Source organism: Heliomarina baculiformis (assembly GCF_019966545.1).
Taxonomy (GTDB): domain Bacteria; phylum Pseudomonadota; class Alphaproteobacteria; order Rhodobacterales; family Rhodobacteraceae; genus Heliomarina; species Heliomarina baculiformis.
Genome location: NZ_JAIMIC010000023.1, coordinates 1 through 25805 on the forward strand (window position 1 = coordinate 1; position 25805 = coordinate 25805).

Sequence of the window (25805 nt, forward strand, 5' to 3'; positions counted from 1 at the left end):
AAACCACGCGTCTTCAAGACCGCAGCAGGGCTCATGAGCTTCTGCCTGGAGCTCGACGCAAAGGTATTCAGCTGCCCCCTCCGAGAAGGTGAGAGAGGCACGTGGGAGTTTGAGACGACAAGGCATCCTACCAACGGCTAGCCTCGTTCTCTGGGGGCTTTCAAGCCCTTCCACTTATGCACAATCCGTTATCGATCTCGATGCTCCAGACCGTGTTGGTCGACTAACCAGTAGCGTTCTCGACTTTGCAAGACCCCAACCCGAGCAAAACGACGTTGTCGCACGCTCTGAGGTCGTCCCTCTTGATTCACCACGCCTTTCTCCGCCTCGGATCCCATCGGGCCGCCCTGCGATCGAGACTATGATCCTTGATGTAGGGTCGGTCTACGCGGACCACCCGGCCCTGCGGAGGGCCGGGATGTCCTCTCGCGACTGGCTCGCATTTTTTCGCGCCAACATCGCTATTGAAAGCGCATTTGATCCAAGCGCGCAGTCGCATGTCGGCGCAATCGGGCTTGGGCAGTTGATGCCGGACACTGCACGCGTGCTTGGCGTCGATCCGCATGATCCTGAGCAAAACCTGCATGGATCCGCCCGCTACTTGCTGACACAACTTGATCGTTTCGGCACGCCGCAGCTTGCGCTCGCGGCCTATAATGCCGGCCCCGAAGCCGTGGCGCGCCATGGCGGCATTCCCCCCTACCGCGAAACCCAAGGCCATGTCCGCAAGGTCATGACCGTCTATGCCAAATCCATCGGAGACCAGACATGAAACGCATTGACTATACCCCGGCGGCATTGGCCGCGTTGCTGATGTTGGCCGCAGCCCCGGCGCTCGCACAGGACCTTAGCCCGGTCTCTGACATGATCGACAACATCATCGACGCGGTGACGGGTCCGATCGGTCGTGGCCTCGGTGTGCTCGCTCTCGTGGGATCCGGTGTCATGATGTTTTTCGGGCGCCTCAACTGGCCGATCTTCGTCGCCGTGTTTGTCGGCGTGGTGCTGATCTTTTCGGCCGAGACCATCATCGACGGCTTTGCGGCTCCTTGATCTGACCGACCGCAGAGACCTCCATGCGCGACACACCACTCTTTCTGGGGCTGACCAAGCCGCCACGGATATTCGGTCTCCCGATCGGATATTTTGTGGCGCTGGTCTTCGCATCCGTGATCCCTTTCATTCTGGTTGACGACATGCGGTTCCTGCTGGTGTTCCTCGCGGGCTACCCACCGCTTTGGCTGGTCGCAGACCGCAATCCAAATCTGTTTCAGATTTTGAACGTGGTGATGTCGCGCACACCGCGAACGAGTGTGCGATCCCGCGATGGAGGCGATCTCTATGTCGCGTGAGTTTCGGGGGTTGATTGCAAGCAACGCTGTTCGGGATGCACTTGGGGACAAGGTCTTGAAAGCCGAGCGTCTTGGGCGGCACCTACCCTACATCGCTGCGGTGCGAGACAATGTCATCCTGACGCGCCAAGGTGATCTGATGGCGTCGGTCACGCTCGGCGGGATCGATAGCTTCACCAGCGATGACACCCGGATCGATGAGATCAGTGAAGGCTTTGCCCGGATCGTCAGTCAGTTGGGCGAGCGTTTCGGTTTCCACATCAGCAAGGTATCACGCCCGGATGTCGCGGACCTTGCTGCGCCTGACGGTATGCCTTTTGCAAATGCGGTAGACGCGGCGTGGCTGTCACTGTACCCTAATTAATCAGAATCCGGCCTGAAATTGCCCCGTGAAATCAATGGCGGTTTGTACCTTTAATTTTCATATTGTACCGTTAATTGCCATACTGTACCCTTAATTGCCGTACGGTCGGAACTGTGGATGAGTGTCGGCCTGTTGGGGCGGGGGATTTACGTGGCCAGCGAGCGTATTGCGAAACATCGTGCAGCGGTTCTTCGGCCGATCCTAGAACTTGAGAAGAGGGGCGGGCCGATCAGCGCTGCTATCGGGGACGCCGCTTGGGAACTCGGCTTGGCGAAAAGTCACACATGGTCGCTCTACCGGCGTCTGAGAGAGCACGACCGAACGCGCGAAGCCACCGGTGACAGGATAGCCGCCGGTGAAGGCCGCACCGAGGTTGGCGGCGCCGAGGCCGATGAGTTCCTGGTTCGGGTCGATGCGCTGGCGTTTCTTGGCGGCGAGCGTCTGCGCGACGGAAATGGATTCCACGAAGCCGATGATGGAGATCAGGATTGCCGGGATCGCCAGTTGACGGATCAGGTCGGGCGCGAAACCCGGAAGGGTCAGCGGCGGCAGGGCCTGCGGCACCTCGCCGACGATGGAGACGCCTCGGCCTTCAAGATCAAGGACCCATACCGCGAGCGTCGTCACCACGACCGCCGCCACGGGGCCAGCCTTGGTGACGATGTCGGCCAGAAGCGGACCTGCGCCCATCCTGCGCAGGAGCGGCTTCAGTCCCTTGCGCACCCAGAAAAGAAATGCCGTCGCCGTGACGCCTATGACCACCGTTATCGGGTTGATCTGCCCCAGATGTGACAGAAGCGCGCCGACCATCTCGATCAGCGTATGGCCGCCCGCCTCGATCCCGAGGATATGCTTGAGCTGACTCGTCGCGATCAGGATGCCGGACGCGGTGATGAATCCCGCGATCACCGGGTGGCTGAGGAAATTGGCCAGAAACCCCAAGCGGAAGACGCCGAGCAGCAACAGGAAGCCCCCGGAAAGCCCCGCAAGCGTCAGCGCGGCGACGGCATAGCCCGCCGTGCCCTGCTCGGCGACCTGACCGACGGCGGAGGCTGTCAGAAGCGAGACCACTGCCACAGGCCCAACCGCGAGCGCGCGTGAGGTGCCGAAGACCGCGTAGAGGAGGATCGGTGCGATCGAGGCGTAGATTCCCGCCTCTGGCGGCAAGCCTGCCAGAAGCGCATAGGCGAGCGACTGCGGGATCAGCATGATCGTCACGATCACCGCCGCGACGAGATCGTTCGTCAGCGCGGATCGATCATACTGTCGGCCCCATGTAAGGACCGGCAGATAACGGGCAAATCGTAGCTTCATCGAGTTCTCTCAGGATTGGGGAACGGGGCGCAACCTGTGCGCCCCGCTCGCGAACGCGCGGTGGGCGGGAGGAGATGCCGGCGCGCCGTTCAGTTATTTGGCCGCGGTCTCGAGCTTTTCGGGCTTTGCCATCCATTCGCGGCCCCGGAGCATCGCCTGCCAGTAGATCGGCGGCAGCATCTTTTCCTTGAGGAACCACGCGGCGCGGCTTGGCTTCGTTCCGTCGATCACGAAGGACGGGAAACTCGGCTTCACCGCCCCTCCGTACCCAAACTCCGCGAGCACGATCTTGCCGCGCTCGACCGTCAGCGGGCACGAGCCATAGCCGTCGTATTGCGCCACGGCCGAGTGTCCGGCGATGTCGGCGACGATGTTCTCGGCAACGGTCGGCGCCTGTTTCCGCGCCGCTGCCGCAGTCTTGGCATTGGGTGCGTTCATCACGTCGCCAAGCGCCCAGATGTTGTCGAAGCTCTTGTGGCGCAGCGTCGCCTGGTCAACGTCGACCCAGCCCGCCGGATCGGCCAGCGGCGAGACGCGAATGAAGTCCGGCGCTGTCTGCGGCGGGCAGACATGCATCATGTCGAACGCCAACTCGACGCGGCGGGGCTCCCTCTCGGCCTCCTTGACCTCGAAGGTGGCCGTCTTCGCCGGCCCGTCGACCGCCACGAGATTGTGGAAGAAGTCCAGCGTCGCGTCGTACTTCTTCACGTATTCCATCAGTGCCGGCACGTAGTCCTTCACGCCAAAGAGCACGCCGCCCGCGTTGCAGAAGTGGATGTCGATGTCCTTGAGACGACCGGACCGATGCCAGTGGTCGGCCGAGAGATACATCGCCTTCTGCGGCGCGCCGGCGCATTTGATTGGCATCGGCGGCTGGGTGAAGAGCGCGGTGCCGCCGCGCATCTCCTGCACCAGTTGCCAGGTGTAGGGCGCCAGGTCGTAGCGATAGTTCGAGGTCACCCCGTTTCGGCCGAGCGTATCGACAAGGCCTTCGACCTTGCCCCAGTCGAGCTTGAGACCGGGACAGACGACGAGACGATCGTATTTCACGACACGGCAACCATCGAGGATGATCGCGTTGTTCTGCGGCTCGAAGGCCGCGACCGCGGCCTTGATCCACTTGACCCCTTTCGGGATCAGGCTGCCCATTGTCTTGGCGGTTTCCTGTGCCTCGAATATGCCGCCGCCGACCATCGTCCAGCCGGGCTGGTAATAGTGAATTTCGGCGGGATCGATGATCGCGATCTCGAGGCCGGGCTTGCGCGACTTGAGGCTTGCCGCGACTGCGATGCCGCCGGCACCCGCGCCGACGATGACCACTTTGTAGTGCGCATCGCCGGTATCGGTCGGGGTCTTGCCGCCGTTGGCGACGCGGCGCGCGACACCGTTCATGTCATAGCCTGCCGCCTTCGTCATGGCGAGGATCTCGGAGACGGGTCGCCTTTTCGCCTCGTGCAGCGACCAGAGTGTCGCCGAGCGTGTGCCGGTCCGGCAGTAGGTCAGGACCGGGCGTTGCACCTCTGCCAGCGCCTGGCCGAAGGCAGCAACGTCCTGATCGGTCACCATCCCCGACTCGACCGGGACGTAGCGCGTCTCGATTCCCTCGGCCTTGGCAGCGGCCTCGATCTCTTCGAAGCTTGGCTGGTCAGCGCCTTCCCCATCGGGGCGATTGCAGATGATCGCACGATAGCCTGCAGCCTTGATCGCGGCCATGTCCATGGCTGCGATCTGCGGGGACACCGTAGCTTTCGGCGAAATCTTTTTCAGTTCCATCGGCGTATTCCTCCCTATTGGTTTCAATCAGGGATCACACAGCAGCGCCGATGCGCCGCCATAGGCCCCGATGACCGCTTCAAGTGGATGGGTCTTCGTCTTGAATGATTGACACCATTTTCGCGCTGTACGCCCGGTCGCCGATGCGTTCGATCAACTCCAGTTGCAGCTCCAACCAGGCCTTATGGCCTTCTTCATCCATGGCGATCCTTTCGAAGAGCATGCGCGATCCGACATCGTTGGCCTCATAGGCTTGTCGGGCCGCGCTGAGATAGAATTCAATGGCCTCCTCTTCATCGGCAAGGTCGGCCTTGAACATATCCGGCAGGGTTTCCGCGCGCTTGGGCGATTTTGCGAAAGCAATCTCGGGCGTTCCTTTCAGGAACATGATGCGCTCGATGAACAGGTCGGAGTGTCCGATTTCCTCTGCCTGTTCCTCACGCATCTTGTCTGCCAGCAAATTGAGGCCCCAATCGTCGAGGACATGCGCGTGCAATTGATACTGATGCGCGGCGCTCATTTCCATTTGAAGCGCCTTGTTCAGGTTCTCCACCGTTGCGTTGTTCGACATTGTCTTCTCCTTTCGATGTGTAAGCGCAGTATCTCTCAAAGACCGTTCAGGGGCACCTTGAGCATCGGATTGCCATCCTTGTCGGTCGGCACCTCGCCTGCGCGCATATTCACCTGCAGCGACGGGATGATCAGCTTGGGCATGGCGAGGGTCGCGTCGCGTTCGTTGCGGAACTTGACGAAATCCTCCTTTGTCTTGCCATCGCCGACATGGATGTTGTGCGCCTTCTCGTCACCCACCTTGGTCTCCCACTGGATGTCGCGCCCGTTCGGCCCGTAGTCGTGGCACATGAACAGCCGCATCTCGTCCGGCAGGGCCAGGACTTTCTGGATCGAGTCGTAGAGTGTCGCCGCATCTCCGCCCGGGAAATCGGCACGCGCCGACCCGCCATCGGGCATGAACAGAGTGTCACCCACGAAGGCCGCATTCCCCATGACGTGTACCATACAGGCGGGCGTGTGACCGGGCGTGTACATGGCGAAGGCGGGCATGTTTCCGACCATGTAGGTGTTGCCGTCGTCGAACAGGCGGTCGAACTGGCTGCCGTCGCGCTGGAACTCGGTGCCTTCGTTGAAGACCTTTCCAAAGGTCTCCTGCACGACCATGATCTTCGCGCCGATACCGATTTTTCCACCAAGCTTCTGCTGGATATAGGGAGCGGCTGAAAGGTGATCGGCGTGGACGTGGGTCTCGATGATCCACTCCAGCTTCAGCCCCTGCGACTGCACCTGCCGGATCAGTTCGTCCGCATGGTCGTAGGTTATCCGCCCGGCGGCGTAGTCGATGTCCATGACGCTATCGACGATAGCGCAGGCCGACGAGGACGGGTCCTTGACGATATAGCTGATCGTGTTCGTGGCCTCGTCGAAGAAGGCCTGGACCTCGGGTTTGATGGTCATGTCCACGGGGTATGTCATGGTTTTCTCTCCTTGAATGGTGCGGTGCCTCAGGATGCGACGCGCGGTTGCCCCAGCGACGCGAAGACGCGGCGCAGCCAGAAACCGACGATGACTGCGGCCAGGAACAGGGCAACTTCCCAGCGCCCGGTTCCGAGGGCCGGAATGGCCGCGCCCGGGCAGAAGCCGGCGATGCCCCAGCCGATGCCGAACAAGGCCGACCCACCGACGAGCTTCATGTCGATGTCGGTTCCGGTGGGAACCTGGAAACGACCGCCGAAGAGCGGAGCATTGCGCCGCCATGCCAGTCGGTAGCCGATCGCCGCCACGAGCAGCGCTCCGCCCATGACGAAGGCCAAGCTCGCGTCCCAACTGCCCGCGAGGTCGAAGAAGTTCAGGACCTTGGCCGGGTCCATCATGCCCGAGAGGGCGATGCCGGTGCCAAAGACGACACCCGTGAAAAGTGCAAAGACAAGCTTCATTGATCAGCCTCCGAAAACATGGCGGATGAGAAAGACTGTGATCGCGGCCGTTGCCATGAAGGTGGGCACGGCGACCAGCGACCGGACCGACAGACGCGACAATCCGCAGACCCCGTGTCCCGACGTGCAGCCGGAGCCGAGGCTGGCGCCGAGCCCCACGATGACGCCGCCTACGGCGATCATCGCCGGGCTGACCGGAACCGTCAGGACCGGCATCGTGCCGGTCACCGCGAAGATGAGCACGGGTGCGACGACCATTCCGGCGATCAGCGCGAGCCGCCAGGTCATCTCTTCCCGGCTCTCCGCAAAGATCGCGCCCGACAGGACGCCGGTTGCGCCGAAGATCCGGCCGAGCCCGAGCATCAGAAGGACCGCGCCAAGGCCGATCAGCAGACCGCCGCCGAACGATGTGATCGGAGTGAACACAGTCTCCATCTCAGCAGTCCCGGCAGGTCTTGAGGCCGAGCATGGAATAGAGCGGGCACATCTTCATCAGCGACGTCGCGAGCATGACGACGCCGACGACGGCCGCACCATATTTGAACAGAGGCTCGGCGAAGAGCTGCAGACCGCTGAAGAAGGCGAGATAGAGCAGGACCAGCCCCAGCGCGGCGCGCAGGATACGGTCGAGGGTTCCGACATTGGTCGTCATGGCGTCCTCCGGACTTGAAAGTTGACCATGACTTATAAGTTTGGCGGCACCGCTTCAGTGATATTGTCACCCAGCGATGATTTTTCTTCGGCGATCAGCTATGCGCTGTCGGCAAGCTCCCGCAGGGCCGGCTTGTTGGTGAGCTCGATTCGTCCGCGCGATTGGGCGATGAAGCCGCGCTTCTGGAAATCGTGCAGCACGCGCGAGATGACTTCTCGCGCCGTTCCCAGTTCGGTTGCGATCTGCGCATGGGTCGCCGCGATCTCCCTGTCGCCGCCTACCAGGGCGAGGAGGCGCTCGGCGAGCCGAACGTCGATCCGGCCGAACGCGACATCGTCCACAACGCGCAGAAGGTCGATCAGCCGCCGCGAATAGGCTGCGAACACGAAATTGCGAAAGGCCGCTTCATCGGCAACGAGGGCGTCGAAGGCAGGCCTCGGAAGGACGACGACGCTGATCTCGGACTCCGCCAGACCCTCAGCGTTGTAAGCCTCTTCCGCCAGCATGCAGGCCGTAGTCAGGACGCAGCTTTCGCCCGCATCGACGCGGTATAGTACGATGTCACGTCCGTTCTCGGAAGTCTGCGAGACGCGGATCGTCCCCTCCAGCAGGAACAACAGGCTGTCGGGAATGTTGCGCGGACCGAATACTTCCTGGCCTTTGGGATAATTGCGGATCTGCGCCACCTTTAGCAGCCGATCCCGCACACCGCGCGGTAGGGCTCTGGTCCCCTGAAACCGTTCGGTCCAGTCTCCAGTGCTCATCGCGCCCTCCGCGATGGCCAAACGATGCCCTCTTCTATTGGCGTGATGCGGGACAACAGCTCGCTCTTGTTCGACGCAATTTCCGCGAGCGTCAGGTCGTCGAGCACCGCCATGAATGCCTTCGTCGCCTCGCTCAGTGCCCGCGATAGCTTGCAGATGCCGATCAACGGACAGGTGTTTTTTTCAGGGTTGAAGCATTCGACCACATCGAGCGGTCCTTCGGTCAGCCGGATGACATTCCCCACGACGATTTCCTCCGCAGGACGTGCCAGCCTGAATCCGCCGCCTCTTCCCCGCCTTGTTTCCACAAGTCCAGCCTGTCCCAGTTCGTGCACGATCTTCACTATATGCGGTCGGGCCAGCCCATGCACCCTGACCACGTCATCCACGCGGACAAGTTCGGGTGACCTGAGCGCGGCAAGCTGAAGCGATCGGAGCGCGTAGTTCGTATATGCCGTGAGCTTCATCGATGTCTCCCGGTGAAAGTTCTACTTGGTGTATAACTTTTTGCAGGCTGGGTGACAATGTCACTGAGCCCGCGCCCGCTCCACGGTAATTGGTGGCCAAACTCATTGAAAGGAAACACCATGCCTCTGCTTCTCGGAGACGTCGTCCCGGACTTCACCGCTGACACGACGACCGGCCCCATCTCTTTCCATGACTGGATCGGCGACGACTGGGCCTTCTTTTTTAGCCATCCGGGCGACTTCACCCCGGTTTGCACCACCGAGATGGGCCGGACCTCGCAGCTCAGCGCAGAATTCGACAAGCGTGGCGTCAAACCGATCGGGCTCAGCACCGACTCCGTCGACGAGCATCTGAAGTGGATCGACGACGTGAACGATACCCAGAACACGACGCTGCGGTTTCCGATCGTCGCTGATCCCGACCTGAAGATCGCGCGCCTCTACGACATGATCCATCCCGCCCAGTCCGAAACGGCTGCCGTACGCTCGGTCTTCATCATCGACAACAAGAAGAAGTTGCGCCTGACGATGACCTATCCGATGAGCGTCGGGCGCAACTTCGATGAAATTCTGCGCGCAGTCGATGCCCTGCAGGCGGGCGACAGGCACCAGATTGCCACGCCTGCCGACTGGCGACCCGGCGACGAGGTCATCATCCCGCCCTCGATCGACGACGTTGCGGCGAAGGGTCTGTTCCCGCAGGGTTGGACGACACACCGCCCCTACCTGCGGACCACGCTTGTTCAAGACTGATTATTGTTGACGGATGAAGAGGAGAGAGACGATATGAGACGTATCGCATTGGCGGCGCTGGCCGTTTTTGGACTCGCCGGGAGCGCTCAGGCGCAGGAAGCGCCAGAATTGGTGACGGTCCTCGCCTCAGAGGACGCGCAAACCCAGCTGATGGGTATGGTTCTGACCATGCAGGCGGTTCAGCAAGGTGCCGAGGCGCACATCCTGCTCTGCGGCCCGGCCGGCGACCTGGCCTTGAGGGACGCGCCCCCTTCGGCTACCGCCCCGCAGGAACCGCGTGGCATGAGCCCCCAGGGACTGATGCAGCAGATCATGGATACCGGCACCCAGGTCGAGGTCTGCGCAATCTACTTGCCGAACCAGGGCGCAGGCCCCGAGGTCTTGCTCGACGGGATTAGCCCCGCTGACCCGGCCGCAATGGCCGCGCGCCTGCTGACGCCGAACGCGCGCATCTTGTCCTTCTAAGCCGCGCCCAGCGGTCGGCCACGCCGCCCGTCCTACCGCACCCCGGAGACCACCTCATGCTCGCCTCCTTCGACGCAGTCCTCTTGGCCCGCATTCAGTTCGCCTTCACGGTGAGCTTCCACTTTCTCTTTCCGGCCTTCACCATCGGCCTCGCGAGCTACCTCGCGGTGCTCAACGGGCTGTGGCTCTGGACGAAGCACCACAAGTATCTAGATCTCTTCCGCTACTGGGTGAAGATCTTCGCACTGGCCTTCGCCATGGGCGTCGTGTCGGGCATCGTGATGTCCTACCAGTTCGGCACCAATTGGGCAGTCTTCTCTGACCGGGCCGGACCTGTGATCGGCGCGCCCATGGCCTATGAGGTGCTGAGCGCATTCTTCCTTGAAGCCGGGTTTCTCGGCATCATGCTCTTCGGGCGCGAGAAGGTGGGTCCGAAGCTGCACATGGCCGCGACGGCGATTGTTGCGCTCGGCACGGTCTTCTCGGCATTTTGGATCCTGTCCGTGAACTCGTGGATGCACACGCCCGCGGGCTTCTCCATCGATCCAGACACGGGCCAATTCCTGCCGGAAAACTTCTGGGAAATCATCTTCAATCCCTCGTTCCCCTATCGCCTCATGCACACGGTGACGGCCGCCTATCTGACAACGGCATTCATCGTGGGTGGCGTGGCGGCTTTCCACCTGTTGCGTCGCCGGAGGCGGGGCGAGGTGGCGTCCGAAGCCACGAGAACAATGTTCTCCATGGCGATGTGGATGGCAGCCATCGTGGCGCCGATCCAGATTTTCCTCGGGGATCTCCACGGAATCAACACGCTGGAACACCAGCCTGCCAAGGTCATGGCCATGGAAGGCCACTACGAGAGTCATCCGGAGGGCGCGCCGCTCTACCTGTTCGGGATCCCCAATGACGAAACGCAAACCCTCGACTACGCGGTCGGCATCCCGAGGCTGTCGTCGTTGATCCTCTTGCACAATCTCAACGCGCCGCTGGCTGGGCTCGACACGATCCCCGACGACGAGCAGCCACCCGTGGGCATCGTCTTCTGGTCCTTCCGTGTCATGGTCGCCCTGGGCTTCGCCATGCTGGGCATCGGGGCGTGGTCGCTCTGGGCGCGCTGGCGAGGTCGTCTCTTCGAGGCGCCTTGGCTGCACCGCGCCGCTCTAGCGATGGCGCCCTCTGGGCTGATCGCGGTTCTGGCCGGATGGATTACCACCGAGGTCGGACGCCAGCCCTATACGGTCTACGGGATGCTGCGCACGGCCGAGAGCGCGGCACCGCTCGACGCAGCTGCCGTCGGCACCTCGCTTGTCGCCTTCATCGTGGTCTACTTCGCCGTCTTCGGCGCAGGCACCTTCTACATCATGCGTTTGATGAGCCGCCCGCCGGTCTTCGACGAACCGCGTCTCAAGGACGTCACAAAGGGACCAACTCGCACGGCCGGCATCACGCCGGCCATCGAGGAAACCATGCGGCGCCCGGACGCCGCCCATCCGGGGGAGTGAGGGCAATGCCGATCGCAGAAGGGGTCGTATTCGACCTCACCTTTGTCTGGGGCTTCCTGATCGCCCTCGCCGTGCTCATCTACGTGGTCCTCGACGGGTTCGACCTCGGTCTGGGCATGCTTTTTGCCGTAGAACCCGAGCGGCGCCATCGCGACGTGATGATGAACTCGGTCGCCCCCGTCTGGGACGGGAACGAGACCTGGCTCGTTCTTGGGGGCGGAGGTCTCTTCGCGGCGTTCCCACTGGCCTACGCGCTGATCTTACCAGCGCTCTATGCACCAATTATCGCCATGCTGCTGGCCCTTATCTTCCGGGGAGTCGCTTTTGAGTTTCGCTGGCGCACCGAGCGTTGGCGCGGTGTCTGGGACGTTGCCTTCATCGGCGGCTCCGCGGTGGCTGCGCTCAGCCAAGGCATCGCACTTGGCGGGCTTCTCCAGGGCATAACTATCGACAAGGCCGCTCGCGCCTATGCGGGCGGCTGGTGGGACTGGCTAACGCCTTTCTCGGTGACGGTCGGGTTGGCCGTCATGGTTGGTTACATGCTCCTCGGAGCGACTTGGCTCGTCATGAAGACCGATGGCGAGCTTCAGGATCGGATGCGCAGCCGCGCCTGGATACTGGGAGTCGCTACAGTGGCATTCATCGGCGTGGTCAGTCTATGGACTCCGTTCCTGCAGGAAGGATACTTCGTGCGCTGGTTCGCTGGCACCCGAATCTTGCTTGCCGGGCTGGTGGGAGTTGCAGTTCTTGCCCTCGCATTCCTGATGTTCCGGGCTCTTCACGTGCATCGTCACGACTACTGGCCCTTCCTGCTCGCCTTGGCGATGTTCGGGCTGTGCTTCGTGGGCCTCGGAATCTGCATGTTCCCCTACATCGTGCCAACCGAAGTCACGCTTTGGGAAGCGGCCGCCCCGTACAGAGCTCAACTATTCATGATCATCGGTGCGGGCATCCTGATCCCGATCATCCTTGCCTACACGGCCTATGCTTACTGGGTATTCCGGGGGAAGGTCGATCCTGAAGCGGGGTATCACTGATGCGGCAGCTGAACCGTTTCGAGCATCGGACCGAACACGAGGCGCCCCGGCGCCTCACAACCCGGCTGATGTGGTTCGGCGTCCTGTGGATCGCCTCCGTGGCGACCCTGGTCGCGGTCGCCTACGGCATCCGCCTGTGGCTGGGCCTGGGATGAGGGGCTGACAATGTGGGACGAACGCTACGCCGCGCCGGGCTACCTCTTCGGAACGGAGCCCGCCCGCTTCTTGGTGGACCAGGCGGTGCATCTGCCGGAGCGGGGCCGCGTCCTCGCCGTGGCGGACGGTGAGGGCCGGAATTCGGTCTTCCTCGCCGCGCGCGGCTTCGACGTCATGGCGTTCGACGCCTCCCACGTCGCAGTCAAGAAGGCGCGGGCACTCGCCAAGGGACGTGATGTTCCGGTCCGTTTCGAGGTCTCGAACGTCGATGGCTGGGACTGGGCGCCAAATGCTTACGACGCCGTCGTCGCGGTCTTCATCCAGTTCGCGCCGCCGCCGATGCGCGCGCGCATCTTCGAGGGCATAAAGCGGACCCTCAAGCCGGGCGGCATGCTGATGCTGCACGGCTATCGCCCCGAGCAGATCACCTACGGCACCGGCGGGCCCCCCCACGCGGAAAACATGTACACCGAGGAAATGCTGCGAGAAGGGTTTGGCGACATGCGGATCCTGCACCTCGCTGCCTACGACTGCGAGATCGAGGAAGGGAAGGGGCATGCCGGGATGTCGGCGCTGATCGATCTCGTTGCGGTGAAGCGCTGACTCGCGGGCGTGTTTCTAACCGATGTTCCAGATGCGTATAGCCAAGCGGTAAAAGCGGCCGTTCATTTATACCGCAGCGAACTCACGCTCTGTCCGCTTGAGCGACATTGGCCTGCCAGACCATGCTGCACGATGCCATCGATGACCGGTTCGGAGTAGCCGCACCGCAGCGACGGGCCGACCAATCAACGGCAGGTGTGGGCCGTCCTCGACGAGCAATGCTATGCCGCGCTTGCGAACAAAAACGCCGACGCTGCGGTCGGTCTGGGCTCCGCCCGGGACTTCGCCGTGCCGAGCATGAACCCGTCCCGACATCATGGGGCTCCTCCTTCATGGGGCGAAGGAGCGTCCTGCGGCGTAGGAGCCGCTTCAAAAACCGGCATCCGGAACACATCATCAGGGCAAGCGAGGACGACCTCGCCCGGCCAGACGGCCAGCACGCGGGACGGCCCGAACTACAATCGGAGCCAACCCATGCGCAGCACCGGAGACCGTATTCGCCAGGCCATCAGCTTCGAGCTCATCGGCATCTTGATCGTCACGCCGCTTTTCGCCTGGGCCTTTGACCACCCGATGGGCGTGCTGGTCGTGCTAGGCGCCACGGCTGCGACGGGCTGGAACTACCTCTTCAACCTCGGGTTCGATCACGCGCTTCATCGACTACGAAGGGATGTGCGCAAGACGCTGCCGCTGCGGGTCGTCCATGCCGTGCTCTTCGAGGCCACGCTCCTGATGCTGCTCCTGCCGCTCTTCGCGTGGTGGCTCGATGTCTCTCTGGTTGCTGCGCTGTTGATGGAGGTCTCGTTTGCCGAGATTGCCAACTTGCTGGCACTCCTAAAGGGGTCTAGCGATCCGCTATGAATGCACCGACCGATATGCCGCGCCTGAAAGGCTACCGTTTCCCTCGTCAGATCATCGCCTACGCGGTATGGGCCTATCACCGTTTTGTGTTGAGCACTGCCGACGTGGAAGACCTTCTTGCTGAGCGGGGTGTAACCGTCAGTCGGGAAACCGTGCGCAAATGGGTGAACCGGTTTGGTCGGCATTTCGCACATTGTATCAAGCGTGGCCGGCCAGCTGCGGCAGATAAATGGCATTTGGACGAAGTCGTTGTGCCAATCAACGGCGTGAAGATTTGGTTGTGGCGCGCCGTGGATTCCAACGGCGACGTTGTCGATATTCTGGTGCAACCACGGCGAAACGCCAGAGCGGCTAAGCGGTTTCTGAAACAGTTAATCGCCCGATTTGGCCGACCCCGCGTTATCATCACAGACAAATTGCGCAGCTATATCAAGCCGATCCGGCAGCTAGCACCGGACGCCGATCATCGCGCCAACAAGGGCCTCAATAATCGAATCGAAGGTTCGCACCGACCGACCCGAAAGCGAGAGAAGCTCATGGGCCGGTTCAAGTCGCCAAAGCAGGCGCAACGCTTCCTTTCCGCCCACGACCAGATCAACACAATCTTTCGCCCCCGCCGATATCGCCTTTCCACCACTTCATACCGCCACGCCAGAGCCGATGCCTTTGATCTGTGGCGGAGCTATGCCCTCGAAATGACAACGTGATAAAAGCCGGACGGGGCTTCTTTGATCACTGCAGAATAAGTTGGCAATCCCGTATGAACTTTTGGAAAGTACGTCTGCAAGGTTCATCCGGGCGAGCAGCGCGAGCGCATTGCTCACCATCAAGTACAGCCATCATACGAGAACATGAGCGGTACTCAAAATTCCCGCGCTTCTAACACCTTTGCCGCAAGCCTCGCTCACCGATTTGAGCGCACGATACGGGAATTAACGGACATCAATCCGAAACGCTTTTTTGCACACGCCTTTGGTCAAACCGTGAGCGCGGGTGAGGGATGTCTCGACGAGTATCAAGACCATGCAGGGTCGTCGCGACGAACCTTGTGTGTATTCCATAGCCCCGCCGGAATACCGGTCACTGCACCTATGACCACGGCCACCGCAAAAGCTTTCCAGCCGACCCATCCGAGCGCCAGAAACACTGTTACTGCCGCACCCGCGATGCACAGGACCCAAAGCGGAATGAATATCAGTCTCCAACCATGTTTCATGATTTTCCTCCATCAGAAGTACGGAAAGCCAACGGACACGTCCCGGGCAGGGTTCCGAAGCATTCCTGATTCGCAGGAACCACCTCCGAAGCGAGTGAGTTCACATCATAGGAGGATCGCAAATGTCATTCCGGAAACGCTACCTCACCCATCCTATCTATAAGTGGGCAAAGAAAGCCCTTCCCACTCTGTCCGCCACTGAGGCGGAAGCGATCAATTCTGGCGACGTCCACTTCGAAGCCGAACTGTTCTCCGGCAAGCCGGACTGGACAATGCTTCGCAACATGAAGGCGCCGAATTTGACCGAACAAGAAGCCGCATTCATTGAAGGTCCCTGCAAGGCCTTCTGCGACATGATCGACCCTTGGGAAATAGACCACCACACTGGCGATCTTCCGACCGACGCCTGGAACTTTCTGCGCGAAAACGGCTTTTTTGGTATGATCATCCCCAAGGAACATGGGGGCTTGGGCTTTTCGGCCTACGCCCATTCCGAGGTCGTGCGCTACATCGCCAGCCACTCCCTCGTAGCCGCCGTCACCGTCATGGTGCCCAATTCCCTCGGCCCGGGCGAACTTATTCTCCAGTTCGGCACCGACGACCAGAAGCAGGATTGGCTGCCCCGTCTGGCCACCGGCAAAGAATTGCCGGCCTTCGGTTTGACCAGCGAAGATGCTGGCTCTGACGCTTCGGCCATGACCGACGATGGTGTCATCTGCAAAGGCCAGTGGAACGGTGAAGAGGTGCTCGGCATGCGCCTGAACTGGGCCAAGCGTTACATCACGCTGTCCCCGGTCTGCACGGTCCTCGGCCTTGCCTTCAAGCTGCGCGACCCAGACGGCCTGCTGGGAGAGACTGAGGACATCGGCATCACCTGCGCCCTTGTCCCGACCGATCTGCCGGGGGTCGAGGTCGGGCGACGCCACCTTCCCTCGGGCACCATGTTTCAGAACGGGCCGACGACCGGCAAGGACGTGTTCATCCCGCTTGACCACATCATTGGCGGACCGGACTACGCCGGACGGGGCTGGATGATGCTGATGAGCGCGCTGGCCGCCGGACGGGGCATTTCCCTGCCCTCCCTGTCCGCCGCGGCAACGGCGCTGGCCGCCCATACGACCGGCGCCTATTCCCGCATCCGCACGCAGTTCAACTTGCCGATCGGCCTCTTCGGTGGCGTGCAAGAGCCACTCGCCCGCATCGCGTCGAGCGCCTATGTCATCGACGCCGGACGACGGCTGACGACGGCCGCGCTGGACGAAGGGCACAAGTTGGCCGTGATTTCTGCGATCATGAAGTACCATGCGACCAACCGGATGCGCGACGCAATCAACGACGCAATGGACGTGCATTCCGGCAAAGCCGTTATCGACGGTCCGCTGAACTACCTGCAACCGATCTACCGGACCATCCCGATCGGAATCACCGTCGAAGGAGCCAACATCGTGACACGGAACCTGATCATCTTCGGTCAGGGCGCTATCCGCGCGCATCCGCACCTGCTGGACGAGATGCAGGCGCTTCAGGAGCCGGACGAAGAGAAATCGCTCGATGCCTTCGACAAGCATTTCTGGGCCCATGTGAACCACTCAGTCCGCACGACCTTACGCGCGGGCTGGTCCGCTTGGACCGGCCGCGGCGATGCGCCCTCGGATGCCGGCAAAGTCGCGCCGATCTATCGCCGACTGGACCGCTGGTCCGCCGCCTTCGCCGTTACCGCCGACATCGCCTTCCTGACCCTCGGCGGAGCCCTTAAGCGGAAAGAGATGATCTCCGCCCGCCTCGGCGATGCCCTCTCAGAAATGTACCTGATTTCAGCCACCCTGAAACGTTGGGAAGACGAAGGCCGGAACGAACAAGACCTGCCGCTCGTGCACCACGCTGCCGAGACAGGCTTTGCCCGCATCGGTCGGGCGCTGGACGAAACCATCGCCAACATGCCCGCGAAATGGGTCGGTTGGCTGCTGCGCCCGATCCTGCGACCCGGATCGCATGCGCGTGGGCCATCTGACGAGGTAACAGAGAAAGTCGCCAAGCTTGTCTACGAGCCCAATGCGTCGCGTGATCGACTGGTCAGCGGATTCCACACACCTGACCAGAACAGCGGCCTTGGCCTGCTCGACAGGGCCTTCAAGCTGGTGCTGGAAGCTGAACCGATCACGAAACGGCTACGCACCGCCCGCAAATCGCCGCGCGAAGGGCTGGAGGCCGGAATCCTGTCAATTGCGGAGTTCGAACAGCTCGAAGAGCTACAGACCGCCGTACAGAGAGTCTTGGCCGTGGACGAGTACGCGCCCGACGAGCTGGCGCGCCTCTTTCCCGAAATGCCTCGCGAGACCAAGTGGCCGGAGGCCGCAGAATGAGCCGCCCTGTCTACCTCGTCGATGGCGCCCGCACCCCGTTCCTGAAGGCACGCGGCAAGCCCGGCCCGTTCACCCCGGTCGATCTGGCCGTTCAGGCCGGACGGCCTCTGCTGATGCGTCAGCCCTTTGCGGCGACCGCCTTCGACCTCGTGATCCTTGGCTGCGTGAACGTGATCCAGGATGAGATGAACCCCGCCCGTGTCGCCGCACTGCGTCTCGGTATGGGTGAACATCAAGTCGCCTTCACTGTGCAGATCAATTGTGGATCGGGCATGCAGAGCATCGATACCGCCTTTCGCTACATTCGCGACGGCAGCCACGAGATGATCCTCGCCGGTGGCACCGAAGCGCTAAGCCATGCCCCATTGGTCTACAGCCGGGACGCCACCGAATGGTTCGGCCAGATGGCCCGAGCGAAAGGGCCGATTGACAAGGCCAGGGCCCTTGCCGAATTCCGCCCCGACTTCTTCTCGCCTGTCATCGGACTGGAGCGTGGGCTGACCGACCCGATCACCTCGCTCAATATGGGTCAGACGGCCGAAGTGCTGGCGCATCGTTTTGGCATCGACCGGGTGACCGCCGATACCTATGCCGTCGAAAGCCACAAACGCCTCGCCGCCGCCCAGTCCGAGGGGCGGCTGAAGGGCGAGGTGCTTCCGGTCTTCGACCGCGACGGAGAGGCGCACGAGCACGACGACGGCGTGCGCCCGGACTCCTCCGTCGACAAGCTGGCAAAACTCGACCCGGCGTTTGAGAAACCCTATGGCAAGGTCACCCCCGGCAATTCCAGCCAGATCACAGATGGCGCGTCCTGGGTGATCCTCGCCTCGGAAACGGCGGTCGAAGCGCATGGGCTTGAGCCGATTGCGAAAATCGTCGACAGCCAGTGGGCCGCGCTCGATCCCGGCATCATGGGGCTGGGTCCGGTTCTTGCCGCCACGCCCCTGGCACAGCGCCACGGCCTGGCCTGCGACGACATCGACCTGTGGGAGATCAACGAGGCTTTCGCGGCGCAGGTTCTGGCCTGCATTGCCGCCTGGCAGGACGATGATTTCTGCCGCGAAGTGCTGGGCTACGATGCCGCCTTTGGTCGGATCGACCGGGGGCATCTGAACGTCGATGGGGGTGCGATCAGCCTCGGCCATCCGGTCGGGACCAGCGGCAACCGGATCGTCCTGCACTTGGCCAATGCCCTGATACACCGCGGCGCAAAGCGCGGGATCGCAACGGAATGCATCGGCGGCGGTTTGGGCGGCGCGATGCTGCTGGAGGCCGCATGACCGACGTTTTTGACAAAATCACCCCCGATGACACGACCGAAGCCCCGAAAGCACCCGCGGCGCAGAACTGGCGACTGGAAGAGAATGACGGCACCCGGACACTCTGGCTCGACTGCGCCGGGACGGGAACCAATGTCATCTCCGAAGCGGTGCTGAGGGAACTCGACACCCTGCTGGACGAGGCAAAGCAGGCTCAGCCGGAGGTTCTGGCGATCCGATCCGCCAAGCCCGGCGGGTTCGGGGCTGGCGCGGACATCGACGGCTTTTCCGATCTGAGCAGGGAAGACGCGGTGGCGATGCTGCGCCAAGGTCACGCCGTGCTCGAAAAGCTGGCCGCCCTACCCTTCCCGACGGTCGCCGTGGTGGATGGCACGACGCTTGGCGGCGCTTTTGAGCTGACCCTCGCCTGCGATCACCGGATCGGAGTCGAGGGCGTCAAGCTGGGCTTTCCGGAAATCCAGCTTGGCCTGCATCCCGGCCTCGGCGGCACGTTCCGGCTGACCAACCTGATCGACCCGGTCGAGGCGATGCAGATGATGCTCACCGGCCGTAGCGCCCATGATAGCAAGGCAAAAAAGCTTGGTATCATTGACGCACTGGTGCCAGAGCGGCATGTCGATGCAGCCATCGCGGCGGCAGCCTCCGGTGGTCTGGACCATGAGGGCAGCTTTCGCGCCTCAGCCCTGCGCACGCGTGCGGCGCGCGGTCTGGCTGCAACCCGGATGCGGTCGGAGAGCCAAAAGAAGGCCCCGCGCGCGCACTTCCCTGCGCCATTCGCCCTGATCGACCTCTGGGAAGATCACGGCGGCGATGCGAGCGAGATGCAGAAGGCCGAAATCGCCTCCTTCGCGACGCTGCTGGATAGCACTACGGCGCAGAACCTGATCCGCGTCTTCTTTCTTCGACAAAGGTTGAAGTCGAGCGGAAAGGGCGAGCATGGCATCGCCCATGTTCATGTCATTGGCGCCGGCGCAATGGGCTCGGAAATCGCCGCCTGGGCCGCCATGCAGGGCAAATGGGTGACGATCGAGGATATCGAACTCGCCCCCCTCGGTCAGACGATCCGCCGCGCCGCCCGGATATACGAACGCAAGCATCTGAGCGGGATCGACACGCGTGACGCACTGGACCGGCTGATGCCCGATCCGGACCGTCTGGGACGTGCGCGCGCCGACCTGATCATCGAGGCCGGGCCGGAGAAGATCGGGATCAAGGAGGGGATCTACGCCGAACTGACCAACGAGATGAAGCCCGGCGCGATCTTGGCAACCAACACCTCCAGCCTGCCGCTCGCCTCCCTCATCGACGCGGCCCCTGATCCGGCGCATTTCGCCGGCCTGCATTTCTTCAACCCGGTCAGCAGTATGCCCCTGGTCGAAATCGTCTCTCACGACCTCGCCTCGCAGGAGACACTGGACCGACTAGCGTCTTTCACAACAGAAATCGACCGCCTTCCCGCGCGGGTCACCGATTACCCCGGCTTTCTCGTCAACCGCGTCCTTGCCCCTTACATGATGGAGGCGATGCTGATACTGGACGAAGGTCACGACAAGGTTGCGATAGACCGCGCTGCTCTGGCCTTCGGCATGCCCATCGGGCCGGTCACACTGGCGGATCAGATCGGGCTGGATATCTGCCTTGAGGTCGGGCGGTCCCTTCGTCAGGGCCTCGACACTCCGGTTGCCGACACGCCCGATTGGCTGAAAGAGAAGGTCGAAAAAGGCGAGACTGGAAAGAAGGCCCGCAAGGGTCTTTACGACTACGAAAATGAAGACCCGCCAAAGGACCCGGCGGACGACCCCGACCAGCAGGTGATCGACCGCCTGATCCTGCCCATGTGCAACGCCGCGGTCGAAGTTCTGCGCAAGGGTGTCGCGCCCGACGCCGATACCATCGACGCGGCAATGATCTTCGGCACCGGCTGGGCACCTTTCCGCGGCGGCCCTCTACACTACGCGAGGGTGCGCGGAGACGCCCCTGACGCACTGCGGCGGCTGGCCGAGAAACACGGGACCCGGTTCGATCCCGATCCCGGTTGGGACACCCTTGGCTGAGCCGCTCACAGCCGACGGCATCGCCGCCGAGATCATCGACCGGACCGGGGGCGACATCCGGCTGGCTTTGCCTCTTGGCTTGGGCAAGCCCGTGACTCTCGTCAACGCGCTCACCCGTGCCGTTTCGAACCGGCCGGACACACGCCTGTCGATCCTGACGGCCCTGACACTCGAACGGCCGGACATGTCCGAGGACATGGCGCGCCGCTTCCTCGAGCCCGCCGCGGACCGGCTGTTCGGCCGATACCCGCAACTCGACTACGCGACATTGATGCGTGATGGGACCCTGCCCCAGAACATCGAAGTCTCAGAATTCTTTCTGCTGGCGGGGCGCTGGATCGGCGTGCCGACGATGCAGCGGCGCTATATCGCGTCGAACTACACCCATGCCTACGATGTGCTTGCCGCTTGGAAACCGAACGTTCTGATGCAACTTCTGGCTCCTGTCGGCGAGGACTTCAGCCTGTCCTGCAACACCGATATCTCCTCGGACCTGCTGCGTGCCCGGCGTGAGGGGCGGCACGAGTTCATCGTGGTGGGCGAAACCAACACCAACCTGCCCGCCATGTCGGGACCGGAAGCGATCCTACCGAAGGGCGAGGTCGATCTCTGCCTCGACGCCGGACCGGACTTTGAACTATTTTCCGTCGTCAAACGGCCCGTCGGTCAGGCAGAACACGCCATTGGCTTGCATGTCGCCAGCACGGTGCGCGACGGCGGCACGCTTCAGATCGGCATCGGGGCGATTGGTGACGCCGTTGCCAACGCCCTGCTGCTGCGGCAATCCGGCAATTTCCGCAAAATCCATGCGGCCAATCCCTTCGTCCACGAGGGCTACGACGAAGACGGCGCGTTCGACACAGGCCTCTATGCCGTCACTGAAATGCTGGTCGACGGCCTCCTTCACCTGTTCGAAAACGGCGTCATCCGGCGCGAGGTAGATGGCGCGGCGATTCATGCCGGGTTCTTCGTCGACTGCCGGGATTTCTACGACCGCCTCCGATACCTGCCCGCATCACAGCGTGACAAAATCCGCATGATGCCGGTGAGTTTCACCAATCAGCTCTACGGCGACGAGCCTGCCAAGCGCGCTGCCCGGACCAATGCCCGTTTCGTCAATGCCGCAATGAAGGTCACGCTTCTCGGCGGCGCCGTCAGCGATATCACCTCCTCCGCGCAGGAGGTCAGCGGGATCGGCGGCCAGTTCAACTTCATCGAACAGGCCTTTGCCCTTGATGGCGCCCGTTCCATCCTGACGCTGCCCGCAACCCGCACAAGCAAGGGCAAAACAGTGTCAAACATTGTCTGGGGGCACCCGCATGAAAGCGTGCCTCGCGCCTATCGTGACATCATCGTGACCGAATACGGGATCGCCGATCTGCGCGGCCAGCGCGACGAAGACGCGGTCGCCCGCATGCTGGCCATCACGGACAGCCGGTTTCAGGATGATCTGCTCAACCGGGCCAAATCAGCAGGCAAGATAGGAAGAGAGTATCAACTGCCCGACAGCGCGCGTCACAACACGCCCGACACTCTCAGGGAATGGCTCCATCCATTCGACCTACCGGACTTTCCATTTGGCACGGATTTTGACGCAATAGAACGCCGCCTGCTCCCCGTCCTCAGCCAGTTGTCTGATGCCCAAGGCGACACCTTGGCCCTGGTGAAGTTAATCCTCGGCGGTATGACTGTAGAAAAACCGGATGAGCTGCTGGCAAGGCTGGGGCTAAACAAGCCAAAAGGATTGAAGGACCGCGCGATGGCCTATGCCCTGACCGGCGCTACGCTCCGTGCCTCATGAAGTACGTTGTTTGGCAAAGCAGTTCACGCAACCCTTTTCTCTAACCTTTTCAGCACCGTCACGATGAAAAGCGACAGCCACGTTGCAACGGTTGGTAAAAAGTTTCGAGTAAAAGCAAGATAGCTTCTGTGCCCGCAGGAATGAAAGAGGACATATCCGAGGCGTGGTGCGGAGGCCGCAAAGCTTTGAGATTACATCGTCTGAGGAGCACCACTTCCCGCAACTGCCCCTCGCTCTCCAACCGTCGGATAAGCCGGGCACGAAGCTTTGCGGCGCGGAGCGCCAAACGATCCCGCTCAAGGAATAGTGGGCCTCATCCCTGTTTGATACAAGATGCGGGTAGTTAAGTTCCGCGCCGGACAAAAACGCAACATTATCAAGGTTTTCTGTCCGTGGAAAAGTGACTCGGTAGGCCACCGGGGGTATTATTATCCAGCAGCCATTGTAATCATGCCGGACAAACGTCAGGATTCGATACTACCTCAGTGCGGCGCTTTCTTCCAGAAAATGGCACATGAACCGCCGCACTCTATCGATCATCACTATGTCCAATAAGTTTGCCTTATCACCACCTTAACCGACACATCACAACTTCTGCGCGTGAAAACGGTAACTTAAGTTGTCGCGATATCAAGGGGTGGCAGTCAGCGTCATTGATGAAGGCCTTGGGTGATGCTGGCGATTGCTTTCCTAACGCAGAGAGCTGCCATCCGACGGCAGCGAGTATTCAGGGCGAAGTGGCGGCGAGATGGAAAGGATTGAGGGTGATAGAATAGCTGGACACGAAGAGTTGCAGGCCACCGGGTGAATAATGACCTTGCATCACCCACTCCAATTTTCGAACGGCGAATGGCTGTTTCTTTCGCGATCGTTGAGACCCTTGCGTGACCAGCGATCCAGTTTATACAAGAACATGGGCTAGGCCGCGTCCTTTGAGCGGAGCTTGCCCCTATTGGTCCGCTTTGGAACAGATCCTGCGCGTTTCATCAACTTACGCAAAAGACGTTTCGCGGCCCAGTTGTCCCGCCGGGACCGGAGAGTCTCTTCCAGAACGACGCTATGTTTACCAACGACGCGGCAGAGCCAGAACATCTTGATGAAATCTATCCAAAGACTTCATCAATATGCCGCCTAACCGGCATTGGGGCCACTGCAGGTTCCTCGCAAACTTGCAGCAGCGCGCCAATACCTTGGATTACACATTAATTCGCAAAAGTTCAGGCAGTTTGAGACTCGGTGGTCCATTGAACGAAATGATGCTAGGAGCACCACGAAAGACTCAAACGCTGAAGGGCCATTGGTCGGTGTTCTACCTGCGCCGTTTCTGACAAGAGAGAGCCGGAAACAGTCCTACACAGCACTTATTCCCTCCGCACCACGATATTGCTAAGAGTGCCGATGCCTTCGACAGTGAGCTCCACAACATCCCCGTTTGAGAGGAACTCAAAACGCTCCAGACCGCATCCATCGTCGACAGTGCCGCCGCCGATGATCTCTCCAGGATGCAGCGTTTCGGCGTTCGAAATGAAGGCAATCATGTCCTCGAAACCATGCAGCATTTCGCCGAGAAGGCTGTCGGTCACGACCTTGCCGTTGATCCTGGCGACGCATCGCATCTCGCGATAATCCGAGATCTCGTCCTTGGTCACGATCCAGGGGCCAAAGACGTTCCCGGCGTCGAAGCTTTTGCCCTTGGCTGGCCCAAGCATGCCTTGCATTTCGCGAAGCTGAGTGTCGCGAGCGGAGAAGTCGTTGAAGATGGTAAAGCCGAAGACGTGATCCATCGCATCGGCGGCGGCAATGTCGCGACCCCGCTTGCCAATGACCACGGCGACCTCAAGCTCATAATCCATATAGTCAGAGTAGAGTGGCCATGTGATGGTGTCGCCGTGTCCCGCCACGCTGAAGCGGTTGGTGATGTAGAAAATTGGCTGCGCCTTGTAGATATCGGGCACGGAGCCCTCGGAAGGGCCGGGATCGGGCTCGCCAGCAAGAACGGCTGCGAGCCGACGCATACCAACTGGCGCGTTGACGATATGGCGCGGCGCGGTTGAGGCATCGCGGATCTGGGGTGGCAGCGGAAGCGGCGCCAGCAGGCGAACCTTGGCCAGCGGGACAGTCACAGCCGCCTCATCCAACGCGGCATGTGCAGCGGTAAGCCCTTCCTTCCCCCCTTCGATCAGCGCTTGCATGGAGGCAAGCGCCTCTTGCCCCGTGGAGGTCAGGCAGACCAGCGTTTCGCCGTCATCCATCAGCGCGCCAAGGCGGGGGCCCTTCCCGCCGTCGAATGTTGCTAGTTTCATAATGGTCTCCTTCAGTCGCGGATGATGGCAACAGGGCGGCACCAGCCCGCCGAGGCGCCTTTGATCTTGACCGGAAAGCACTGCACCTCGAACCCGGTGGCGGGCAATTCCTCGAGGTTGGCAAGCTTTTCGATATGGCAATAGGCCCGATCCATCCCGGCACGGTGGCCTTCCCAGATGAGGGAGGCATCGCCAGTCTCTGCCACCTTTTTCGCGGTGTGCACGAAAGGCGCGTCCCAGCTCCATGCGTCAGTGCCACAGACGCGCATGCCTCGTTCGGTCATCCAGTTTGTCGCAGCGCGACCAATGCCGCAGCCAGAGGGCACATATTGCGGGGTGCCGTAGCAGGCGGCGGCGGCGGTATTCACCAGCACGATGTCGCCCGGTTCCAATTGATGGCCGATCCGGTCGAATTCGGCGGCGACCTCGTCAGGGGTAACAACGTGGCCATCTGGCATCGCGCGAAAGTCGAGCTTCACACCGCGGCCCATGCACCATTCCAGCGGAACCTCATCGATCGTGATCGCCCGCTGTCCGCCGTCCATGGTGGAATGATAGTGGTAAGGCGCATCCAGGTGAGTGCCGTTATGGGTCGAGAGTGTCACTTGCTCCACCGCCCAGCCCTCGCCGCCCGGCAGACCGTCGCGTGTAACACTTGGGAAGAAAGACAGGATCTGCTCAGCGGTTTCCTGATGGGCGAAATAGGCGATCTTGGGGCCAAGACCCGGCGGATCGGCGTAGTCGGTATTTTCAAGCGGTCGAGCGAGGTCGAT

General features: G+C 61.6%; 27 protein-coding genes and 1 pseudogene. 16 read left to right on the forward strand and 12 right to left on the reverse strand.

Annotation, left to right across the window (positions count from 1 at the left end):
- Positions 1-190: 190 nt before the first annotated feature.
- Genes MF268_RS24375 through MF268_RS24390 form a run of 4 tightly spaced genes read left to right on the forward strand, consistent with a single transcriptional unit; the run spans position 191 to position 1716 of the window.
- Complete coding sequence (locus tag MF268_RS24375) at positions 191-772, forward strand: lytic transglycosylase domain-containing protein (protein ID WP_420485462.1); 582 nt, start codon at positions 191-193, stop codon at positions 770-772.
- Complete coding sequence (locus MF268_RS24380) at positions 769-1053, forward strand: TrbC/VirB2 family protein (protein ID WP_224557971.1); 285 nt, start codon at positions 769-771, stop codon at positions 1051-1053. The genes MF268_RS24375 and MF268_RS24380 overlap by 4 nt, the downstream gene beginning before the upstream one ends.
- 23 nt (positions 1054-1076) lie before the next feature.
- Positions 1077-1352: a VirB3 family type IV secretion system protein gene (locus MF268_RS24385; protein ID WP_238373315.1), complete on the forward strand. Its 276-nt coding sequence runs from the start codon at positions 1077-1079 to the stop codon at positions 1350-1352.
- Positions 1342-1716: a hypothetical protein gene (locus MF268_RS24390; RefSeq protein WP_238373316.1), complete on the forward strand. Its 375-nt coding sequence runs from the start codon at positions 1342-1344 to the stop codon at positions 1714-1716. The genes MF268_RS24385 and MF268_RS24390 overlap by 11 nt, the downstream gene beginning before the upstream one ends.
- 285 nt (positions 1717-2001) lie before the next feature.
- Here MF268_RS24390 and MF268_RS24395 read toward each other — a convergent pair.
- The 9 genes and pseudogenes from MF268_RS24395 to MF268_RS24435 form a co-directional block, all read right to left on the reverse strand.
- Positions 2002-3030: pseudogene (locus tag MF268_RS24395) on the reverse strand (SulP family inorganic anion transporter); the annotation flags it as partial.
- A 93-nt stretch (positions 3031-3123) separates the two neighbouring features.
- Complete coding sequence (locus tag MF268_RS24400) at positions 3124-4803, reverse strand: bifunctional protein tyrosine phosphatase family protein/NAD(P)/FAD-dependent oxidoreductase (protein ID WP_238373317.1); 1680 nt, start codon at positions 4801-4803, stop codon at positions 3124-3126.
- 79 nt (positions 4804-4882) lie between these two features.
- Positions 4883-5374, reverse strand: coding sequence for a bacterioferritin (locus MF268_RS24405; protein ID WP_147101616.1), 492 nt, complete (start codon positions 5372-5374; stop codon positions 4883-4885).
- Positions 5375-5409: 35 nt separating this feature from the next.
- Positions 5410-6291 carry an MBL fold metallo-hydrolase gene (locus tag MF268_RS24410; RefSeq protein WP_238373318.1) on the reverse strand — a complete coding sequence of 294 codons (882 nt, stop codon included), beginning with the start codon at positions 6289-6291 and terminating at the stop codon, positions 5410-5412.
- Between the two features lie 29 nt (positions 6292-6320).
- A complete protein-coding gene (locus MF268_RS24415) occupies positions 6321-6752 on the reverse strand; it encodes a DUF6691 family protein (RefSeq protein ID WP_238373319.1) in 432 nt (143 codons plus the stop codon).
- Between the two features lie 3 nt (positions 6753-6755).
- Complete coding sequence (locus tag MF268_RS24420) at positions 6756-7187, reverse strand: YeeE/YedE family protein (RefSeq protein ID WP_238373320.1); 432 nt, start codon at positions 7185-7187, stop codon at positions 6756-6758.
- Between the two features lies 1 nt (position 7188).
- Positions 7189-7404 (reverse strand): YgaP family membrane protein, encoded by a 216-nt coding sequence (locus MF268_RS24425; protein ID WP_238373321.1) that lies wholly within the window; start codon positions 7402-7404, stop codon positions 7189-7191.
- 98 nt (positions 7405-7502) lie between these two features.
- The gene (locus MF268_RS24430; RefSeq protein ID WP_238373322.1) at positions 7503-8168 is read right to left on the reverse strand and encodes a Crp/Fnr family transcriptional regulator; all 666 of its coding nucleotides are present in this window, start codon (positions 8166-8168) and stop codon (positions 7503-7505) included.
- Positions 8165-8635, reverse strand: coding sequence for an Rrf2 family transcriptional regulator (locus tag MF268_RS24435; protein ID WP_238373323.1), 471 nt, complete (start codon positions 8633-8635; stop codon positions 8165-8167). The genes MF268_RS24430 and MF268_RS24435 overlap by 4 nt, the downstream gene beginning before the upstream one ends.
- A gap of 120 nt (positions 8636-8755) precedes the next feature.
- Between MF268_RS24435 and MF268_RS24440 the strand changes: the two genes are divergently transcribed.
- From MF268_RS24440 to MF268_RS24475, 8 genes are all read left to right on the forward strand, one after another.
- Complete coding sequence (locus MF268_RS24440) at positions 8756-9388, forward strand: peroxiredoxin (protein ID WP_238373324.1); 633 nt, start codon at positions 8756-8758, stop codon at positions 9386-9388.
- A gap of 33 nt (positions 9389-9421) precedes the next feature.
- Positions 9422-9853 carry a DsrE family protein gene (locus MF268_RS24445; RefSeq protein ID WP_238373325.1) on the forward strand — a complete coding sequence of 144 codons (432 nt, stop codon included), beginning with the start codon at positions 9422-9424 and terminating at the stop codon, positions 9851-9853.
- A 56-nt stretch (positions 9854-9909) separates the two neighbouring features.
- Positions 9910-11358 (forward strand): cytochrome ubiquinol oxidase subunit I, encoded by a 1449-nt coding sequence (locus tag MF268_RS24450; protein ID WP_238373326.1) that lies wholly within the window; start codon positions 9910-9912, stop codon positions 11356-11358.
- 5 nt (positions 11359-11363) lie between these two features.
- Positions 11364-12395 (forward strand): cytochrome d ubiquinol oxidase subunit II, encoded by a 1032-nt coding sequence (gene cydB / locus MF268_RS24455; protein WP_238373327.1) that lies wholly within the window; start codon positions 11364-11366, stop codon positions 12393-12395.
- Positions 12395-12550 (forward strand): hypothetical protein, encoded by a 156-nt coding sequence (locus tag MF268_RS24460; RefSeq protein ID WP_238373328.1) that lies wholly within the window; start codon positions 12395-12397, stop codon positions 12548-12550. Before cydB ends, MF268_RS24460 begins: the two co-directional genes overlap by 1 nt.
- Before the next feature lie 10 nt (positions 12551-12560).
- Positions 12561-13154: a class I SAM-dependent methyltransferase gene (locus MF268_RS24465; RefSeq protein WP_238373329.1), complete on the forward strand. Its 594-nt coding sequence runs from the start codon at positions 12561-12563 to the stop codon at positions 13152-13154.
- 474 nt (positions 13155-13628) lie between these two features.
- Positions 13629-14015: a PACE efflux transporter gene (locus MF268_RS24470; RefSeq protein ID WP_238373330.1), complete on the forward strand. Its 387-nt coding sequence runs from the start codon at positions 13629-13631 to the stop codon at positions 14013-14015.
- Complete coding sequence (locus MF268_RS24475) at positions 14012-14722, forward strand: IS6 family transposase (RefSeq protein WP_238373331.1); 711 nt, start codon at positions 14012-14014, stop codon at positions 14720-14722. Before MF268_RS24470 ends, MF268_RS24475 begins: the two co-directional genes overlap by 4 nt.
- 308 nt (positions 14723-15030) lie before the next feature.
- Here MF268_RS24475 and MF268_RS24480 read toward each other — a convergent pair whose 3' ends face one another.
- Positions 15031-15231 (reverse strand): hypothetical protein, encoded by a 201-nt coding sequence (locus tag MF268_RS24480; protein ID WP_088635674.1) that lies wholly within the window; start codon positions 15229-15231, stop codon positions 15031-15033.
- 122 nt (positions 15232-15353) lie between these two features.
- On the opposite strand from MF268_RS24480, the gene MF268_RS24485 reads away from it, so the two are divergent.
- Genes MF268_RS24485 through MF268_RS24500 form a run of 4 tightly spaced genes read left to right on the forward strand, consistent with a single transcriptional unit; the run spans position 15354 to position 22729 of the window.
- Positions 15354-17594 carry an acyl-CoA dehydrogenase gene (locus tag MF268_RS24485; protein ID WP_238373332.1) on the forward strand — a complete coding sequence of 747 codons (2241 nt, stop codon included), beginning with the start codon at positions 15354-15356 and terminating at the stop codon, positions 17592-17594.
- Positions 17591-18874, forward strand: coding sequence for an acetyl-CoA C-acetyltransferase (locus MF268_RS24490; RefSeq protein ID WP_238373333.1), 1284 nt, complete (start codon positions 17591-17593; stop codon positions 18872-18874). The genes MF268_RS24485 and MF268_RS24490 overlap by 4 nt, the downstream gene beginning before the upstream one ends.
- On the forward strand, positions 18871-20928 hold the full coding sequence (locus MF268_RS24495) for a 3-hydroxyacyl-CoA dehydrogenase NAD-binding domain-containing protein (protein ID WP_238373334.1): 2058 nt from the start codon (positions 18871-18873) through the stop codon (positions 20926-20928). The genes MF268_RS24490 and MF268_RS24495 overlap by 4 nt, the downstream gene beginning before the upstream one ends.
- A complete protein-coding gene (locus MF268_RS24500) occupies positions 20921-22729 on the forward strand; it encodes an acetyl-CoA hydrolase/transferase C-terminal domain-containing protein (protein ID WP_238373335.1) in 1809 nt (602 codons plus the stop codon). The genes MF268_RS24495 and MF268_RS24500 overlap by 8 nt, the downstream gene beginning before the upstream one ends.
- 1361 nt (positions 22730-24090) lie before the next feature.
- Here the strand turns inward: MF268_RS24500 and MF268_RS24505 are convergent.
- A complete protein-coding gene (locus MF268_RS24505; RefSeq protein WP_238373336.1) occupies positions 24091-25032 on the reverse strand; it encodes a fumarylacetoacetate hydrolase family protein in 942 nt (313 codons plus the stop codon).
- Between the two features lie 11 nt (positions 25033-25043).
- Positions 25044-25805, reverse strand: a 762-nt coding sequence (locus MF268_RS24510) for a cyclase family protein (RefSeq protein WP_238373337.1), incomplete at its 5' end; no start/stop codon positions are given.

Coding starts and splice junctions, on each gene's coding strand:
- MF268_RS24400 (WP_238373317.1), bottom strand. CDS start 4,803: ATGGAACTGAAAAAGATTTCGCCGAAAGCTACGGTGTCCCCGCAGATC.
- cydB (WP_238373327.1), top strand. CDS start 11,364: ATGCCGATCGCAGAAGGGGTCGTATTCGACCTCACCTTTGTCTGGGGC.
- MF268_RS24410 (WP_238373318.1), bottom strand. CDS start 6,291: ATGACATACCCCGTGGACATGACCATCAAACCCGAGGTCCAGGCCTTC.
- MF268_RS24465 (WP_238373329.1), top strand. CDS start 12,561: ATGTGGGACGAACGCTACGCCGCGCCGGGCTACCTCTTCGGAACGGAG.
- MF268_RS24460 (WP_238373328.1), top strand. CDS start 12,395: ATGCGGCAGCTGAACCGTTTCGAGCATCGGACCGAACACGAGGCGCCC.
- MF268_RS24445 (WP_238373325.1), top strand. CDS start 9,422: ATGAGACGTATCGCATTGGCGGCGCTGGCCGTTTTTGGACTCGCCGGG.
- MF268_RS24440 (WP_238373324.1), top strand. CDS start 8,756: ATGCCTCTGCTTCTCGGAGACGTCGTCCCGGACTTCACCGCTGACACG.
- MF268_RS24385 (WP_238373315.1), top strand. CDS start 1,077: ATGCGCGACACACCACTCTTTCTGGGGCTGACCAAGCCGCCACGGATA.
- MF268_RS24425 (WP_238373321.1), bottom strand. CDS start 7,404: ATGACGACCAATGTCGGAACCCTCGACCGTATCCTGCGCGCCGCGCTG.
- MF268_RS24470 (WP_238373330.1), top strand. CDS start 13,629: ATGCGCAGCACCGGAGACCGTATTCGCCAGGCCATCAGCTTCGAGCTC.
- MF268_RS24480 (WP_088635674.1), bottom strand. CDS start 15,231: ATGAAACATGGTTGGAGACTGATATTCATTCCGCTTTGGGTCCTGTGC.
- MF268_RS24485 (WP_238373332.1), top strand. CDS start 15,354: ATGTCATTCCGGAAACGCTACCTCACCCATCCTATCTATAAGTGGGCA.
- MF268_RS24495 (WP_238373334.1), top strand. CDS start 18,871: ATGACCGACGTTTTTGACAAAATCACCCCCGATGACACGACCGAAGCC.
- MF268_RS24405 (WP_147101616.1), bottom strand. CDS start 5,374: ATGTCGAACAACGCAACGGTGGAGAACCTGAACAAGGCGCTTCAAATG.
- MF268_RS24475 (WP_238373331.1), top strand. CDS start 14,012: ATGAATGCACCGACCGATATGCCGCGCCTGAAAGGCTACCGTTTCCCT.
- MF268_RS24390 (WP_238373316.1), top strand. CDS start 1,342: ATGTCGCGTGAGTTTCGGGGGTTGATTGCAAGCAACGCTGTTCGGGAT.
- MF268_RS24490 (WP_238373333.1), top strand. CDS start 17,591: ATGAGCCGCCCTGTCTACCTCGTCGATGGCGCCCGCACCCCGTTCCTG.
- MF268_RS24420 (WP_238373320.1), bottom strand. CDS start 7,187: ATGGAGACTGTGTTCACTCCGATCACATCGTTCGGCGGCGGTCTGCTG.
- MF268_RS24430 (WP_238373322.1), bottom strand. CDS start 8,168: ATGAGCACTGGAGACTGGACCGAACGGTTTCAGGGGACCAGAGCCCTA.
- MF268_RS24505 (WP_238373336.1), bottom strand. CDS start 25,032: ATGAAACTAGCAACATTCGACGGCGGGAAGGGCCCCCGCCTTGGCGCG.
- MF268_RS24450 (WP_238373326.1), top strand. CDS start 9,910: ATGCTCGCCTCCTTCGACGCAGTCCTCTTGGCCCGCATTCAGTTCGCC.
- MF268_RS24380 (WP_224557971.1), top strand. CDS start 769: ATGAAACGCATTGACTATACCCCGGCGGCATTGGCCGCGTTGCTGATG.
- MF268_RS24435 (WP_238373323.1), bottom strand. CDS start 8,635: ATGAAGCTCACGGCATATACGAACTACGCGCTCCGATCGCTTCAGCTT.
- MF268_RS24415 (WP_238373319.1), bottom strand. CDS start 6,752: ATGAAGCTTGTCTTTGCACTTTTCACGGGTGTCGTCTTTGGCACCGGC.